We start from the raw sequence: 16,309 nt of genomic DNA on the forward strand, positions 1-16,309 counted from the left end.
CGGCAACAAAAAAACTGAAATGACAAAAAATCATTCCAGAGCACTGTAGCACGAAAACACATCACTTATGTTATCATCTTCTTTCATCCAGACTATACTGTCGGCTTCGGAGTTTCACCGAATCAACCTTGCGGTTCGTGGGCTGTACCACCGGTAGGGAATTTCGCCCTGCCCTGAAGATATTATTTAATTAGTTGTTACGTGACAAGTATATAACAACGCTGAATACTTGTCAACCAAAAATAAAATGAGAAAATGTAGGGTGATTAAGCACACTATTAAAACAATATAGAGATTGCATTTGAAACAGAAACTCAGCCTATCTTTTATTTGAAATTATATGAACACAAAAGACCTACTAGTCTTTAATATGTTAAAATAAAGTATGACAATTTCAACAGCAGAAACGATCTTAACGCTACTTGTCGAAAGAGAAAACGAATGGATCTCAGGGCAAGAACTTGCTGCACAGCTGAACATCTCACGTGCAGCTATCTGGAAAGCTATCACAAAATTAATTAACGACGGATTCATCATTGAAAGTCAACGTGGCCCTGGAAAAGGCTATCGCTATGTCCCCACTGAAAAAATGAGCGAAGCAGGGATTATACATCACCTCAAACATCAGATACCAGTCAAGGTATTTGACTGCTTGACTTCGACCAACACCTTCGCCAAACAAGAACTCATTAATGAGCAGATCACACAACCCACAGTCATCATCGCAAATGTCCAAACTAAAGGCACAGGACATTTCGGTAGATCATTTGATTCCCCTGCACAAACTGGTCTTTATATGAGTATCGCCTTACCACTCAATCGAGAAACCGTACTCAAACCAAGTTTATTGACGGCAGCTATTGCGGTGTCTGTCGCACGCGCACTTGAGGCATTATTTGATATCAAACTTGATTTTAAATGGTGTAATAACCTTTATTACCAAAATCGGAAAGTTGGGGGGATTTTAACGGAAGCCAACGTCAATTTTGAAAGTCAAGTCTACTCTGATTTAGTGGTTGGCATTGGTCTTAATCTAACCAATACACAAACTGAACTAGGCTTTATCACTGATCAACTAGATATCTCTCGTAACCAGATTGCTGCCAGTTTAATTAATCATTTCTTAGATATTTATGGAAGTTATCAAACAGAGAAAACTTTTTTATCAGAATACCGCAGCCGGTTATTAGATTTAGGGCAATATATCGACGTCCAACATGCACAACAAACATTAACAGGAAAAGCACTCAGCATCAACGATGAAGGCATGATGTTGCTTGAAACATCAGATGACATCATCACATTAGACGCAGGAGAAAGTAAGTAACATAAGCATCTGGTTGTGCTTTACGTTACTTATTTTTTTCATATCAAATCATCACATATCGTGATAAAATAGACTTATGACATTAAAAAATTTATTCTTTGATCTAGATGGTACTGTTGTTGAAAGTTCCACAGGGATTATTAACGGCTTTCGCTATGCATTTGACAAGCTGAATTTCCCGCAACTACCAGATGAGACACTCAATACATTTATCGGCCCACCACTTGAAGCCACTTTTCAATCTCTATCAGAAGGAAATTTAGCCTGGGCTGAAAAAGCAACCCGCATCTATCGAGAGTACTATGCTCATAAAGGGATGTTAGAAGCTGAACCTTATGCTGGTATGGTAGAAACGTTAACACAATTAAAAGCTCTTGATTATCAGCTTTATATCGCCACATCCAAAAAAGAAGATGTCGCGATTAAAATGCTTAACTCACTAGGTCTTGATCATCATTTTAAGGGGATTTTTGGGAGTACACCACAAACACCCACCAAAACACTGGTCTTAAAACATGCCTTGCAGACAACCCATTCAGCTGCTGAACATTCAGTGATGATCGGTGATCGAGACTATGATATTATCGGCGGTCAAAATAATCATGTCGCAAAAACTATCGGTGTGTTATGGGGGTTTGGAGGGATTAATGAGTTAGAAAAAGCTGGCACTGACTTAATCATTGATCACCCTAAACAATTGTTGGAGAGTGTGAAGTGAACAATTTAAAATTTAAATCGGTTTTTGATATCATGGGGCCAGTTATGATTGGACCATCAAGTTCTCATACTGCTGGGGCTGTGAGGATCGGCAAAATTGTACACTCGATATTTGGTGAGAAACCTACTGAAGTGAATTTTCATCTCTACCAATCTTTTGCTAAAACCTATCGAGGACATGGGACTGATCTAGCATTAGTAGCTGGGATTTTAGGGATGGAAACAGATGATGCTAGGATCCCTCAATCGCTAGAACTTGCTGATGAAGCTGGGATTAAGATCTTTTGGCACATTCACAAAAATGAAAAAGCTGATCACCCTAATACGGCCATGATTAGCATCCAATCCGAGACTAAAAAAATGTCCATCAAAGGCATTTCAATCGGTGGTGGGTCTATCAAAGTGACTGAGTTAAATGGCTTTGATATTGCACTGAATATGAATACACCAACTTTTATCATTGTGCACCAAGATGTCCCTGGTATGATTGCAAATGTAACCGAATGTCTCTCCTCTCATCAGATTAACATTGCACAAATGAATGTCACTCGAGAAAATGCTGGCGACCAAGCCATTATGATTATTGAGGTTGATTCACGAGAAGTGAGTGATGCTTTAGCTGAAATTAGAGCAATTGAGCATCTGCACAACGTCAACTTTTTTGACTAAATCAATCTATGTTTTCACCACACTGCAGCATCTGAGCTGCAGTGTTCATTTTTACGACTAAATAACTAAAGGAGTTCACATGTTTTATACAATTAAAGAGCTCGTCACACAGGCTGATGCTGCATTTAATGGGTCAATCTCCGAATTGATGATTGCAACAGAAATCGAGACGTCTGGCAGATCTCGAGATGAAATCATATCCCTTATGGCAGAAAACTTATCTGTGATGTTAGCCTCGATCCAACATGGTATGACTGAAAATAAGTCAAGAACGGGATTAACAGGTGGCGACGCTTTAAAACTAGACAACTATATCAAATCTGGTAACACCTTATCTGATACTACCATTTTGACAGCTGCAAGAAATGCTATCGCTGTTAATGAAAGTAACGCACAGATGGGACTAGTTTGTGCCACGCCAACAGCTGGTAGCGCTGGTTGTGTGCCTGCGGTCCTTGCAACTGCCATAGATAAATTATCTCTAACACACGCACAACAACTAGACTTTCTCTTTGTCGCTGGCGCTTTTGGTTTAGTGATTGCAAATAATGCCTCTATTTCTGGTGCTGAGGGTGGCTGTCAGGCTGAGGTCGGCTCAGCTGCATCTATGGCATCTGCAGCGCTTGTCTTAGCAGCTGGTGGTAGTGCAAGGCAAGCAAGTCACGCTTGTGCCATGGTCATCAAAAACCTATTAGGCTTGATTTGTGATCCAGTCGCAGGTCTCGTAGAGGTCCCATGTGTCAAGCGTAATGCAATGGGTGCAAGTTTAGCTTTCCTAAGTGCTGATATGGCACTTGCGGGTATTGAGTCTAAAATCCCAACTGATGAAGTCATACAAGCCATGTATCAAGTTGGTCAAGCCATGCCAAGTGCCTTTCGTGAAACTGCTGAGGGTGGCCTTGCGACAACCCCAACAGGTAAACGGCTCAAATCTGAAATTTTTGGTTAAACATAAGCTTAGAAATTAATTAGCATAATAAAAAAACTTGTCGATATCGACAAGTTTTTTTTATTATCTATGACCAGATACATTCAAGCGGTTCATTGCACGGTGAAGTGCAACCTCAGCACGCTTAGCAGCATCAATATCATGTTTACCTTCTGCTTCTTGTAACTCATTTTCTGCACGACGTTTGGCGCGTTCTGCACGTGTCACATCGATATCTCGATCGCGTTCTGCAGAGTCGGCAATAATTGTGACAACATTATCGCGAACTTCTGCAATACCGCCATTGATCGAAATCCAGTCTACGTGTTTCTCGTCATCAATACGACGTACTTTCAATTCATCAATCTTAAGTGATGCGATAGTCGGGATCATATTTGGTAAAACCCCTAACTCACCATCTACTGTTGAAAGCAGTGTAAAATAGGCATGGTGGTTATAACAGAATCCATTTGGTGTAATGACTTGGACTGTCATATAATCCATATCAGACCTCCTTAGTAACCCATTTTCTTAGCTTTAGCAACTACATCTTCGATTGGGCCAACTGAACGGAAAGCATCCTCAGGAAGTTCATCATATTTACCGGCTAAGATATCTTTGAACCCTTTGACTGTTTCTTCAACTGGAACATATGATCCTGGTTGACCAGTAAATTGTTCAGCCACATTGAAGTTTTGTGACAAGAAGAATTGGATACGACGTGCGCGACCAACGAGTGTTTTTTCTTCATCAGATAACTCATCCATACCAAGAATGGCAATAATATCTTGCAATTCACGGTAACGTTGTAGGACACGCTGAACTTCTGTTGCCACTTCATAGTGTTCTTGACCAACAATTTCAGGTGACAAAGCACGTGAACTTGATGCTAATGGGTCAACGGCTGGATATATACCTTGTTGCGTTAATTTACGTTCAAGGTTGGTTGTTGAGTCCAAATGCGCAAAAGCAGTTGCTGGCGCAGGGTCAGTATAGTCATCGGCTGGTACATAGATCGCTTGGATAGATGTAACTGAACCTTTTTTAGTTGACGTGATACGTTCTTGTAATTGACCCATTTCAGTTGCAAGTGTTGGTTGGTAACCAACCGCTGATGGCATACGACCAAGAAGCGCTGAAACCTCAGAACCGGCTTGTGTAAAGCGGAAAATGTTATCAATAAAGAGAAGTACGTCTTGACCTTCCACATCACGGAAGTATTCGGCAATTGTTAACCCAGCTAAGGCTACACGCATACGTGCACCTGGTGGCTCATTCATTTGACCAAAGACCATGGCTGTTTTTTCAATAACGCCTGATTCTTTCATTTCCTCATAAAGGTCATTCCCTTCACGAGTACGTTCACCAACACCTGTAAACACGGAAATACCACCATGTTCTTGGGCGATGTTGTGAATCAGTTCTTGAATCAAAACGGTTTTACCAACACCGGCACCACCGAAAAGACCAACTTTACCACCTTTTAGATAAGGGGCAAGTAAATCAATAACTTTGATACCAGTTACTAGAATTTCATTAGATGTAGATAATTCATCAAATACTGGTGCTTTTTGGTGAATTGGGCTACGTTCAGCATCTTCTGGGAACGGTGTTTCAAGGTCAATGGTATCACCAATAACGTTGAAGACACGACCAAGCGTATCTTTTCCGACAGGTACACTGATTGGACGACCTGTATCAAGTACTTCAAGTCCACGTTTCAAGCCATCAGTAGACTCCATGGCAATGGTGCGGACAACGCCGTCACCAAGCTCAAGCGCTACTTCAAGTACGATTTTTGTTTTACTATTATCGCCATTGTCTCTGTAGACAATCAAGGCATTGTTAATTTCAGGAAGATTTTCTCCACCTGCAAACTGTACGTCTACAACTGGTCCGATTACCTGTGAAATTTTACCAGAGCTCATATTACCTCCTGTATTATTAGGTTGTGAAGACAGCAGTTTAACTTAGAAACATGATAAGCTGATCATACCTATATGAAGCCTATCATGTTGAGAGTCTTGCTGACTATCTAAATTTTTTTTATTAATCCAATGCACTCGCACCAGCAACAATTTCCGTAATTTCTTGCGTAATTGCTGCTTGACGAGCCCGGTTATACTGGATAGTTAGATCGTTTATCACATTTTTAGCATTGTCTGTTGCTGCTTGCATGGCTGCCATACCGGCGGCATGTTCTGCAGTTTTTGCATCAATGATACTGCCGTAAATCATACTTTCAGCATATTGAGGTAACAGTTGTGCTAGGATTGTATCACGATCAGGTTCTAATTCAAATGGTTGACGATTTGGTGTTGCTTCATTTTCATCTATATCAGAAATTGGCAACATTTTTTCAACACGAACCTGACTAGTTAAAGAATTGATATGGTGATTATAACACACATATAATTCATCAAATAATTCCTGTTGATAAAGACTAACAGACTGATTGACAATCTTACGCACTTCATCAAATGATGGTTGATCTGAGAGACCACGAAGTTCATATGACACATTAATTCCGCGTGCCTTAAAGAAATCAGCTCCCATACCACCTAGTGCAATGATCACATAATCATCTGCTTGACCGTGTTCATCTTTTAACATCTGCATGACAGATTTCAAAATTGAAGAATTATAACCACCAACTAACCCTTTATCAGACGTGATCACGATATAACCTGTCTTTTTAACTGGGCGCTTAATTAGCATTGGGTTGCTTGAACCAGAAGACATTTCTGATCCAATCAAATCTGTCGTAATCGCTCTAACTTTTTGTGCATAAATCTGAAAACTTTTTGCATTTTGTTCAGATTTTGTCAATTTAGCTGCTGAAACCATTTGCATGGCACCAGTAATTTGACTCGTTTTTTTAGTTGAAGCAATTTTGACTTTTATTTCATTTAGCGAAGCTGGCATTGCAAACCTCCCCTATTATTTAAATGTTGATGAGGCTTTGAAACTTTGAATTGCCGCATCCAATTTATCTTCTTCTGGAAGGTCTTTAGTCGTCACAATTGTATCAAGTAAGTCTTTATGATTTGCATCAAAGAAGTCAAATAATTGTGTTTCAAAGTTAAGAATGTCATCAACTGGTACTGTATCAAGGAAGCCATGTGTTAATGCATAAAGAATTAACACTTGATATTCAACCGCAAGTGGTGCATGTAAAGGTTGTTTCAAGACTTCAACTGTTCTACGACCACGGTTCAATTTAGCTTGCGTTGCAGCATCCAAATCTGATCCAAATTGTGTAAAGGCTTCTAACTCACGAAATGATGCCAAATCCAGACGCAATGTACCAGCTACTTTTTTCATAGCTTTGATTTGTGCACTACCACCAACACGAGATACTGAAGACCCAGCGTCAATCGCAGGACGAATACCTGAATAGAAGAGGTCATTTTCTAAGAAAATTTGACCATCTGTAATTGAGATAACGTTAGTAGCGATATAGGCAGAGATATCACCAGCTTGCGTTTCGATAAATGGTAAGGCAGTCATAGACCCCCCACCTAATTCATCAGAAAGTTTAGCTGCACGTTCTAATAGACGTGAATGCAAGTAGAAAACATCACCTGGGTATGCTTCACGACCTGGTGGGCGACGAAGCAAGAGTGACAATTCACGATAAGCAACCGCTTGTTTTGATAAGTCATCATAAACGACCAAAACATGTTTACCATTATACATGAACTCTTCACCCATCGCAGCGCCAGCATAAGGTGCGATAAATAGCAATGGTGATGGTTGTGATGCTGATGCAGTCACAACGATTGTATAGTCAAGTGCCCCATATTTACGAAGTGTTTCCACTTGTGTACGAACTGTTGACTCTTTTTGTCCAATCGCAACATAGATACAGATCATATCTTGACCTTTTTGGTTCAAGATTGCATCGATTGCAATTGTTGTTTTACCTGTTTGACGGTCACCAATGATCAACTCACGTTGACCACGGCCGATTGGTACTAAAGCATCAATCGCTTTCAAACCTGTTTGAAGTGGTTCTGCAACACTTTTACGTTGCATAACACCTGGTGCAACTGATTCAACAGGACGTGTTTTGTCTGTTTTAATATCACCAAGACCATCAACTGGAATACCAAGTGGGTTAACAACACGCCCAATGAGCGCTTCCCCAACAGGAACTTCCATGATTTTACCAGTTCGTTTGACAGTATCACCCTCACGGATATCACCAAATTCACCGAGAACGATGATCCCGATATCAGTTGATTCCAAGTTTTGAGCCATACCATATGAACCATTTGAAAATTCAAGTAGTTCACCACTCATAGCATTTTCAAGCCCATGAGCACGAGCGATACCATCACCTACGTAAGTAACTACTCCGGTCTCAGCGACCGAAAAATCAGGTGTGAAATTTTCAATTTGTTGTTTAATCAGTGAACTGATTTCATTAGCGTTAAAAGCCAAAGATTGTCGCCTCCTTATTTAAATTCAAGCATACTTCTTTTGATAACAATACCTGCTATCTTATTTTTCGAGCGATAAACGCTATGTCCTTAGAAGTCTACGACTCAGTCGTATCTTGCTTTTTATATCATACTTAAATGATCGTTTTTGCAATTTTAGTTAATTGCGATTTAATACTTGCATCAATAATTTTACCGCGGGCATTAATGACAACACCACCTAGTATACTTTTATCAATCGTATTTTTAATTGTTACTTCATTAAGATCAAATTTTGCTTTGATCATTGTTTCAAGTTTTTCAAGTTGCGGTGTTGTTAAAGCAACTGCTGTTGTAACCTCGACATCTGATACTTTAAATAAGCTGTCGGCTTGATTACGAACTTCTTGAATAATCAAAGGTAAAAGCGATAAACGACGATTAACAATCAATGTTTCTAAGAAATTTTTAACTATAGTTGATGAAACTTCTTGTAAGGCTTTGATGACTTTAATTTTCTTTTCATCAGAGTAAGTGACATCTGCTAAAAACGTACCGAGATCTGTTGATTTGATAACTTGATCAAACTCAGCTACTTCCGACAACGTTTCATCTAATAGATTTTTTTCTTGCGCAACTTCAAGTAACGCTTTACTATATTTTTGAGCAATGATGAGAGACATAATTATTCCCCCATTTTTTCCAAGTAACTATCGATTAACTCAGTTTGCGATGATGCATCCAATGATTGACCGATTAGTTTTTCTGCAATTTTGACTGAAATGTCTGCGACATTTCCTTTAATACCAGAAATCGCTTCTTTTTTAGATTGTTCGATTTCTTCGTTGGCACGTTGTTTGATGCGTCTAGCTTCTTCAGATGCTTCAGCAACAATTTTTGATTTGTTTGCATGAGCAGCATCTGTTGCTGTACTGATGATTTTACTAGCCTCAGCACGTGAACCAGCTAATTCTGCTTCACGTTTTTCAGCAAATGTTTCAGCTTGTTTGCGAGCAGCTTCTGCGCTATCAATGTCATCATTGATTTTCGCAGCACGGGCTTCAAGCATAGCCGTAATCATCCCCCAAGCAAATTTCTTGATTAAGTATAGCAAAATCAAGAAAGCGCCTGTAACGACGATGATATTACCAAACATTGAACTAGATGCAGCTTCTAATAAGATAAATTGACTCATGACGCCTCCTTTCTACTCTTCTTCTTCCGCAATTTTTTCGTTAATGTACATCGTTGAAAGCAAAATGAAGACGTAAGATTGGAGTGCACCTACAAATAGTGAAAATGCGGTCCAAAGTACTTCAAGGGCAATTGCAACTGGTAGATAATAAACATGTGAATTACCTACTTGTGCAATCAGGCCAATTACGATTTCTCCGGCAAAGATATTACCAAATAAACGTAAAGCCAAACTCAAAAAGTTAACAAACTCTTCCATAATTTTCATAGGTAGCATTGCTTTTGGTGTTAAGAAAGTATGTTTAATATACCCCATAAACCCAAAACGTTTCAATCCTGATAAAGTTGCAACTAAGGCAACCATCAAAGATAAACTTAATGCAACACCTACGTCTGCTGTCGGCGATTTCCAATAATTCAAACTATTTGCTGTTTCAATTTTAGTCAAGAGACCAATATTATTTGAGACAAAGATGAATGTAAACAAGACAAAGACAAACAATGAATAACGACGCGATTCTGTCGCACCCATGTTATCTTTAGAGACACCGTTGACAAACTCAATCACCCATTCCAACACGTTCTGCTTGCCCGTTGGCCGTAAGGTCATCTTACGACTTGCCCAATAGACAAGACCAAAGATAATCGCACAAGTCAGGACAGTCATAACAAGGACAGCGCCATCAAAGTAAACCGGTCCAATATTAAAAGACCAAGATTTTTCCACGAATACTCACTTCCCTTCTATAAAACGTCAGACGCCTTATTTCAGGACGAAAGTCATAGCAAGAACAATAAAGAATAGTCCTTCAATAAATGCAATACCTAAAAACATGTAAGTACGTAACTTATTTTCAAGTTCTGGTTGACGTGCAATTGCGCTCAAAATATTTGAAACAACAAGCCCGTTACCGATAGTAGCACCAAGTGCAGCGAGTCCTAACCCAATGATTCCTAATGGCATTATTTGCCCTCCTTAAGATGAAATAATTTTCTACGTAAGCTTGCTTACGTTTTTACTTAACATATGAATTCTAGTCCTATTTTTGTCAAATGTCAAACAAAAAATCAGTCTAAAGACTGATTTTCTGAAAAAACTTTGAAATTCCTTAAAAACATCTTAAAAACTATGAAAGACGCTCTTCTTTATGATAAGTTATTGGCAAGAAATCAAAAACACGATCAATCATTTTTGTCCAGTAATACCACTCATGTGTTCCATCAGAAGTTTCATATGTGATATCAAATGCTTTTTCTTTTAAATCAGCCACTGCTATATTATTCGCTTCATAAAGAAAATCTTGATGGCCACACCAAGCATAGAGAATGGGTTTACGACTACCAAATTTTGTTTCAAAATCAGATGCCAATTGTTGAATTGAATTTTTAGACTGATAAAACCGATCTAAATCACCAAAAATCCCTTCCCAATAAGACAAATCCCCTAAACTATCTTGAGGCATCGTCTCAAAACTTAAAGCCCCCGATAAACTGGCTGCATAAGAAAATCGATTTGACGCTAGTGCTATCTTAAAGGCACCATAGCCCCCCATAGAAAGACCTGCGATAAAATTTTTCTCACGTTTAGTTGACAAATTTGGGAGAAAATTTTGCAATACTTTTGGTAATTCGTCTACTATGGCATCATAATATCTTGCACCATAGGTTGTATTGGTATACCATGCTAAATCAGTTGACGGCATGACAATCGCTAGATTAGTATTTCTTATCAATCGATCGATACCCGAACGGTTCAACCATGTATCTTGATTTCCAGACATCCCATGCAACAGATAAAGCACGGGAATATCCGTCATCTCGACATCTTTATCAGGATTTTTGATCGCTTCTGGATAGATAACACTCACATCTCGGACCATACCGAGTACTTCAGAAAAATAGTTTATTTTTAAAATTGCCATATGATGCAATGGGCACAATGCATATGCCGCTCCTCTCTATAAGTTACTGCCCCTCAATTTTATCACTTTACGGTCTTAATGTGCCAAGATTTACCATTTTTTTGAAACTTTATCGCACCTTGTCTGTCAGTGCGATAAACTGCAATTTGATTGCTTTGAAATGTATCCAATGTTTCTTGATTAGGATGCCGATAACGATTATTTAACCCACAAGAAATTAGGGCAATCTTAGGCTTTATCGTTTTGATGAAAGTTTTGGCTGATGACGTTTTAGAGCCATGGTGTCCAGCTTTCAATACATCAACACTGAGTAAAGGATAGCTGTTCAGTAAGGTAGCTTCACCTTCTGATTCTAAATCTCCTGTAAATAAAAACTTAGTTTGATAAAATACCCCATATAAAACGAGTGAATCATTGTTTTTTCCATCACCCGGTAATTTTGGATATAGTATTTCTAAATAGCTATCAAATATCGGAAACTGCTGTCCTACCTCAGCAACTTGTATTGTTGTTTTTGTCTGCTTTAACACGGCTACAAACTTTTTATTGGTTAAACTTCCTTGGCTTACCACAATTTTTTGGACAGGTATGTTGGCTAATACCGTAAGTAAGTCTCCGATATGATCTGCATCAGTATGTGTCACAACAAGCGTATCAATTTTCCCAACGCCTATACTTTTTAAATATGGGATCAAGTTGCTCTCAGCATTATGCTTTTTGGTCCCTTTCTGCCACTTTTTTTCTTTCATAAACTCTATTTTTCCACCTGTATCAATCAGTATGGTGTGTTGATTAAATCGGTCTTGTAAGAAAATACTATCTCCTTGACCAATATCAACAACCGTGATTGTCTCCTTGATTGGATACTTCGTCAACAAACACATCCCAATAAAGCCCATCATCAAAGCAAATCGTATTTTCTGATTTGACCACCTGTCTATCAATACGCCAATAGTGATGAACATGATAATTAACATGGCCGTTGATGGTTTACCTATCACCATAGGCCGAGGCGTCAACTTTTCTATCGACTGAATAGCAGTCTCTAGCCAAATAAAGCAGATATTGAGTTGATTTAGACTGATACCTGTGCTAATAGACACAAAAAAACTAATACTCAAACATGGCAACATTAGGCTGGCAAATAGAAAAGACAATGGTAGCGTTAAGAGCAGCGCAACAGGTTGAAAACTGTAAAATGCGTGCATCAGTAACGGTAAACTAGCCGTTGATAATAAAATCGTCATCATCACTTTGTTTTTGATTTTAGTCTCTTGTTTAATTTTGTACCCAACGATAGAGACAACAAAGACAAAGAAAGTCGATAGTGCACCACCAGTTGTCAATAAAAATTTTGGCTGCCATATAAAAAGGAGTAATAACGTGACACTAAAATTATTGAGAGAGGTAATACCACAAGCACTTAATCCCTTTTGTATGCTAGCTCTAACGACAGAAATAGCCCCACCTGCTAATGCTCCATATATCAGAATAATAGGTATCAAAAGTACAGTAACAATATGCCGCTGAAGCCCACACCTAAGCAATATATGTCTCAAACTATTATATAGAAAAGATACTTGCATCCCAGACAAGGTAAAAAAGTGCATGATGCCTAAGCTCGTATAGATAGTCTCCATCTCATCAAATGATTGGCCAAACTGACCAAAAAGTAGGCCTGTCATATAACTGGATAAGGGATGTGGAAACTGTTTCTCACAAAATAAGATTAGCTTCCTACGTAAATAACGGATGTCCCAGCTATTGATTTTAGTTATAGCAGTGATTTTGTCTATTGTTATAATACGGTAAATATTTTGCGTCTTCAAATACTGTCGGTAGTTAAACCCATTAAAATTTCTTTTACTACCAGCTTTTTCTATCGTAGCCGAAATCTCCAACTCAATAGGCGTAGCTATTGTTTGAAAATAAGTCTGCATCTCTTTTGTTGGTAACCGATAAAAAACCTGATATAGACGACCAGAATGCTTAGCTCTAAACCTGACTTGATCCCCATCAACTTGGATAGTGTCCAGTAAAGGTATCATTTTTGACACACTGTGGTCAGTGGCAAACGCTTTTTCTTCTTGGTATCTGATACCCAAGCAAATACTGGAAAAAACAAAGAGTATCAAACACAACTTGAAAGTACGCCAGATACCATTTTGATAGATAAAACTGAGTAAGGATAGGCCCAAAAAAATAACCAAGATCCAAGAAAATCGAAATACTGTGAAATAGACAAGCACACAACTATAGCTAATAGCAATAGTCGGGATATCAATCCACTGTAATACTCTCCTTAAGTTTATCGATAGACTTCGCACCAAATCCTGAAACATTTACTAACTCCTCTATCGTTTTAAAGTTACCATTTTGTTCCCTATAATCGATGATGTCTTGTGCTTTTTTCATGCCTACACCACTTAATTTTTGAAGCTGTGCTACATCTGCTGTGTTGAGGTTAACTTTATCGGTATCGTTTGGAGATGCAGACTGTGTCACTTCTTCACGCGCTGTAGCTGATTGGTTCGGCATCACTTCACCCACACTCGCAACATAGATGACCATCTCATCAGCAAGTTTTTGAGCTAGATTAATAGCGTTCGTGTCAGCTTGATCTTGCAAACCACCAGCAAGTTTTATGACATCATCTACTCGCTTATCTTTAGATAAGGTGTAGATAGCCGGATGCTTAACTGCTCCCTTTAAATCAACCGTTATCATGTCTGTTTTAGGGTTTTCTTTTGCTTTTGCTTGTTTAGTGGTTGTTGTATGAGTTGAACTAGTCGTAAGATCAAGCGGCTGAACAAGAGGGGGCGTGCGTTTATCACTATCTTGTCTAATCAAAAATATAATGCCTAAACTCAACACGACCAAAACACCACTAACTAAACGCCAATGTGCTTTTAATTTATCAATTAATTTAAATACCTGCATCTCCTCACCTCTTTTTTATATACGAAAAAAACGTCTTACTTACTGTAAGACGTCTTATTTATTTTTTAAGATTTCGCATAAATTGCTTAAATACTTTTTCATCTGAATAGCTTAATACATTTTTGGCATAAACTTTTTCACCAAATTTAGCAATCAAGATCAAGGCCAGGAGTTGTAGGACACCTGCGATAATTGCATCTGTTATAGACGCATACTGGATCGCTAATCTACTTGGCATTAGACTTGGAGATACAAAAGGTAGAAAAGAAAGTACTTTGATAACCATATTAGTTGGCATACTAGAAGATGCGAAACTTGCAACATAACCAATCATAGACAGATAGATAATTGGTTGAACTGCTTGTTGTACTTGACTTTGATCATTAACGATACTCGCGATGATTGCAGTCAACACAAGATAGGATATAACACCTAATATCAACATGATAGCTGCAATCACTAAAAAGCTGATGTCTACACCGTCAAATAACTGTGTCATGCCTTTTACCATCTTATTGCCTTTTAGCACGATAGCTGCTACCCCACCTAATACAACATACGTTAAGAGATGTGTCGCAACTAGCAGACTAATCCCTATGATTTTACCATAGTATTGAATTTTTGCACTTGTTGCAGCGAGTAAAATTTCCATGATCCGATTAGATTTTTCATTAGCAATTTCTTGGGCCATCATACTTGTATAAAAAGTTAACAGCATGAAAATGACAACACCGATACCTAATGACACAAAATAATTCGCCATATTTTTATCATTACCACCACTTGTTTCACCTTTATCACTCTGTGTCTTCATCGTGAGTTTAGCTGGTGTCTGTAAGGCAATCAAATCTTCTTGCTTCAAGTTTAATTTGGCAGCTTTTTCAGCCATACTAATCTGTGTTAGCGCATTTTGAATCTTTGTTTGATCAAATTTTGATCCACTATTTGAAGCCGTAATCAATGTATACTCATCTGATGACTTAACTAAATATCCGTCGATTTTATCATCTTTTAATTGTTTTTTAGCCTCTCCAATATCAGCAACTGATGTAAGTTTAGCATCTATTAATTTCCCAGTTTTTATCGTCTGAACTAAGGCAGTATTATTGACAATCGCAAGGTTGGTGGGACTACCACTTTCTCCTTTAGCTACTAAAAAGCCAATCAAGCCACCAATAATAGGTAGTAATAATGGTGATAAAACAATCAACCAAAAACTAGGTGTCTTGATTTTAACACGATAGACTTGTCCTGCGACTAATTTAAGTTGATTAAACATGTTCTGCTACCTCCTTACGAAATATCTCATCAAGTGTTGGTGGTGCTTGGACAAAAGCTTGTACATAACCAGACGCACTCACTTTTTTAAACAACTCATGACCAACCTGCTCATTAGCAATATGAATCATCCGGCCACTGCCTTGTTTCTCAATACTATTCACACCGTCAATCGATGAAAGCTGTTCATCAGAAAGCTCGCTCTCCACATAAACTTGTGTCCGGCCAAAACTGTTTCTAATCCCATAAATATCGCCTTGAAGGACTACTTTTCCTTTTTTAAGCATGGTCACGTTATCACTAAGACTTTCGACACCACTCATATTATGACTTGAGAAAATAATTGCTGCTCCATTTTCCTTAAGCGTTTTAATTTCATTCATCAATAAACTTGTATTAACAGGATCCAACCCTGTAAAAGGTTCATCCAAAATCAAGAAGTTTGGTCGATGTATTAAGGTTGCTATGAACTGTATTTTTTGGGCATTCCCTTTTGAAAGTGTCTGGACTTTATCTGTCATTTTACCCACAACTTCTAATTTATCCATCCAACTGCCCAACTCTTCTCTAGCATCAGAACGTTTCATACCATGTAATTCAGCAAAATATAGTATCTGCTCTTCCACTGTCATTTTCTGGTAAAGACCACGTTCTTCTGGTAAAAACCCGATTGTTTGTTTCAAATCTTGTGTGATTGGTCTACCATTCCATGTGATCAAGCCTTTATCTGCTTTGATAAAATCAAGTATCATCCGAAAAGTCGTTGTTTTCCCTGCACCATTTTGACCAATCAAGCCCATGATAGAGCCATCTTCAACTGTCATGCTTAACGCATCAACAGCTAGTTTATCTCCAAACTGTTTTGTAATGCCATCTATTTTTAGCATATGCTTCTCCTTATTATATTTTA

General features: G+C 38.3%; 17 protein-coding genes and 1 riboswitch. Of the genes, 4 read left to right on the top strand and 13 right to left on the bottom strand.

What is annotated here, in order from left to right; genetic code table 11:
- Positions 1-71: 71 nt before the first annotated feature.
- A riboswitch (FMN riboswitch) is annotated at positions 72-185 on the bottom strand.
- Between the two features lie 200 nt (positions 186-385).
- The 4 genes from RU87_RS03855 (at position 386) to sdaAA (ending at position 3,662) form a co-directional block, all read left to right on the top strand.
- The gene (locus RU87_RS03855) at positions 386-1,327 is read left to right on the top strand and encodes a biotin--[acetyl-CoA-carboxylase] ligase (protein ID WP_082782147.1); all 942 of its coding nucleotides are present in this window, start codon (positions 386-388) and stop codon (positions 1,325-1,327) included.
- A gap of 76 nt (positions 1,328-1,403) precedes the next feature.
- The gene (locus RU87_RS03860; RefSeq protein WP_068161482.1) at positions 1,404-2,045 is read left to right on the top strand and encodes an HAD hydrolase-like protein; all 642 of its coding nucleotides are present in this window, start codon (positions 1,404-1,406) and stop codon (positions 2,043-2,045) included.
- Positions 2,042-2,713: an L-serine ammonia-lyase, iron-sulfur-dependent subunit beta gene (gene sdaAB, locus RU87_RS03865; protein ID WP_068161481.1), complete on the top strand. Its 672-nt coding sequence runs from the start codon at positions 2,042-2,044 to the stop codon at positions 2,711-2,713. The genes RU87_RS03860 and sdaAB overlap by 4 nt, the downstream gene beginning before the upstream one ends.
- Positions 2,714-2,792: 79 nt before the next feature.
- The gene (gene sdaAA / locus RU87_RS03870; RefSeq protein WP_068161478.1) at positions 2,793-3,662 is read left to right on the top strand and encodes an L-serine ammonia-lyase, iron-sulfur-dependent, subunit alpha; all 870 of its coding nucleotides are present in this window, start codon (positions 2,793-2,795) and stop codon (positions 3,660-3,662) included.
- 63 nt (positions 3,663-3,725) lie between these two features.
- Here the strand turns inward: sdaAA and RU87_RS03875 are convergent, their stop codons facing one another.
- The 13 genes from RU87_RS03875 to RU87_RS03935 form a co-directional block, all read right to left on the bottom strand.
- Entirely contained in the window at positions 3,726-4,145 is a 420-nt protein-coding gene (locus RU87_RS03875) for a F0F1 ATP synthase subunit epsilon (RefSeq protein WP_068161475.1), read from the bottom strand.
- Between the two features lie 11 nt (positions 4,146-4,156).
- Complete coding sequence (gene atpD / locus RU87_RS03880) at positions 4,157-5,569, bottom strand: F0F1 ATP synthase subunit beta (RefSeq protein WP_068161474.1); 1,413 nt, start codon at positions 5,567-5,569, stop codon at positions 4,157-4,159.
- Positions 5,570-5,690: 121 nt separating this feature from the next.
- Positions 5,691-6,566: a F0F1 ATP synthase subunit gamma gene (locus tag RU87_RS03885; protein ID WP_068161471.1), complete on the bottom strand. Its 876-nt coding sequence runs from the start codon at positions 6,564-6,566 to the stop codon at positions 5,691-5,693.
- A gap of 15 nt (positions 6,567-6,581) precedes the next feature.
- The gene (gene atpA / locus RU87_RS03890; RefSeq protein WP_068161467.1) at positions 6,582-8,087 is read right to left on the bottom strand and encodes a F0F1 ATP synthase subunit alpha; all 1,506 of its coding nucleotides are present in this window, start codon (positions 8,085-8,087) and stop codon (positions 6,582-6,584) included.
- Positions 8,088-8,220: 133 nt separating this feature from the next.
- The gene (locus RU87_RS03895; protein ID WP_068161465.1) at positions 8,221-8,748 is read right to left on the bottom strand and encodes a F0F1 ATP synthase subunit delta; all 528 of its coding nucleotides are present in this window, start codon (positions 8,746-8,748) and stop codon (positions 8,221-8,223) included.
- 2 nt (positions 8,749-8,750) lie between these two features.
- Positions 8,751-9,260, bottom strand: a complete 510-nt coding sequence (gene atpF / locus RU87_RS03900) for a F0F1 ATP synthase subunit B (RefSeq protein ID WP_068161462.1) — start codon at positions 9,258-9,260, stop codon at positions 8,751-8,753.
- A 12-nt stretch (positions 9,261-9,272) separates the two neighbouring features.
- A complete protein-coding gene (atpB, locus tag RU87_RS03905; RefSeq protein WP_068161460.1) occupies positions 9,273-9,986 on the bottom strand; it encodes a F0F1 ATP synthase subunit A in 714 nt (237 codons plus the stop codon).
- Between the two features lie 36 nt (positions 9,987-10,022).
- The gene (gene atpE, locus RU87_RS03910) at positions 10,023-10,223 is read right to left on the bottom strand and encodes an ATP synthase F0 subunit C (RefSeq protein WP_068161458.1); all 201 of its coding nucleotides are present in this window, start codon (positions 10,221-10,223) and stop codon (positions 10,023-10,025) included.
- Between the two features lie 163 nt (positions 10,224-10,386).
- A complete protein-coding gene (locus RU87_RS03915; protein ID WP_068161453.1) occupies positions 10,387-11,181 on the bottom strand; it encodes an alpha/beta hydrolase in 795 nt (264 codons plus the stop codon).
- Between the two features lie 62 nt (positions 11,182-11,243).
- Positions 11,244-13,523 carry a DNA internalization-related competence protein ComEC/Rec2 gene (locus RU87_RS03920; RefSeq protein WP_082782146.1) on the bottom strand — a complete coding sequence of 760 codons (2,280 nt, stop codon included), beginning with the start codon at positions 13,521-13,523 and terminating at the stop codon, positions 11,244-11,246.
- Positions 13,462-14,121, bottom strand: coding sequence for a helix-hairpin-helix domain-containing protein (locus RU87_RS03925; protein ID WP_068161450.1), 660 nt, complete (start codon positions 14,119-14,121; stop codon positions 13,462-13,464). The genes RU87_RS03920 and RU87_RS03925 overlap by 62 nt, the downstream gene beginning before the upstream one ends.
- A 58-nt stretch (positions 14,122-14,179) precedes the next feature.
- On the bottom strand, positions 14,180-15,400 hold the full coding sequence (locus tag RU87_RS03930) for an ABC transporter permease (RefSeq protein WP_068161447.1): 1,221 nt from the start codon (positions 15,398-15,400) through the stop codon (positions 14,180-14,182).
- Positions 15,393-16,286, bottom strand: a complete 894-nt coding sequence (locus tag RU87_RS03935; RefSeq protein WP_068161444.1) for an ABC transporter ATP-binding protein — start codon at positions 16,284-16,286, stop codon at positions 15,393-15,395. Before RU87_RS03935 ends, RU87_RS03930 begins: the two co-directional genes overlap by 8 nt.
- Positions 16,287-16,309 lie beyond the last annotated feature (23 nt).

Source organism: Pseudolactococcus plantarum (genome assembly GCF_002441715.1).
GTDB lineage: Bacteria > Bacillota > Bacilli > Lactobacillales > Streptococcaceae > Pseudolactococcus > Pseudolactococcus plantarum.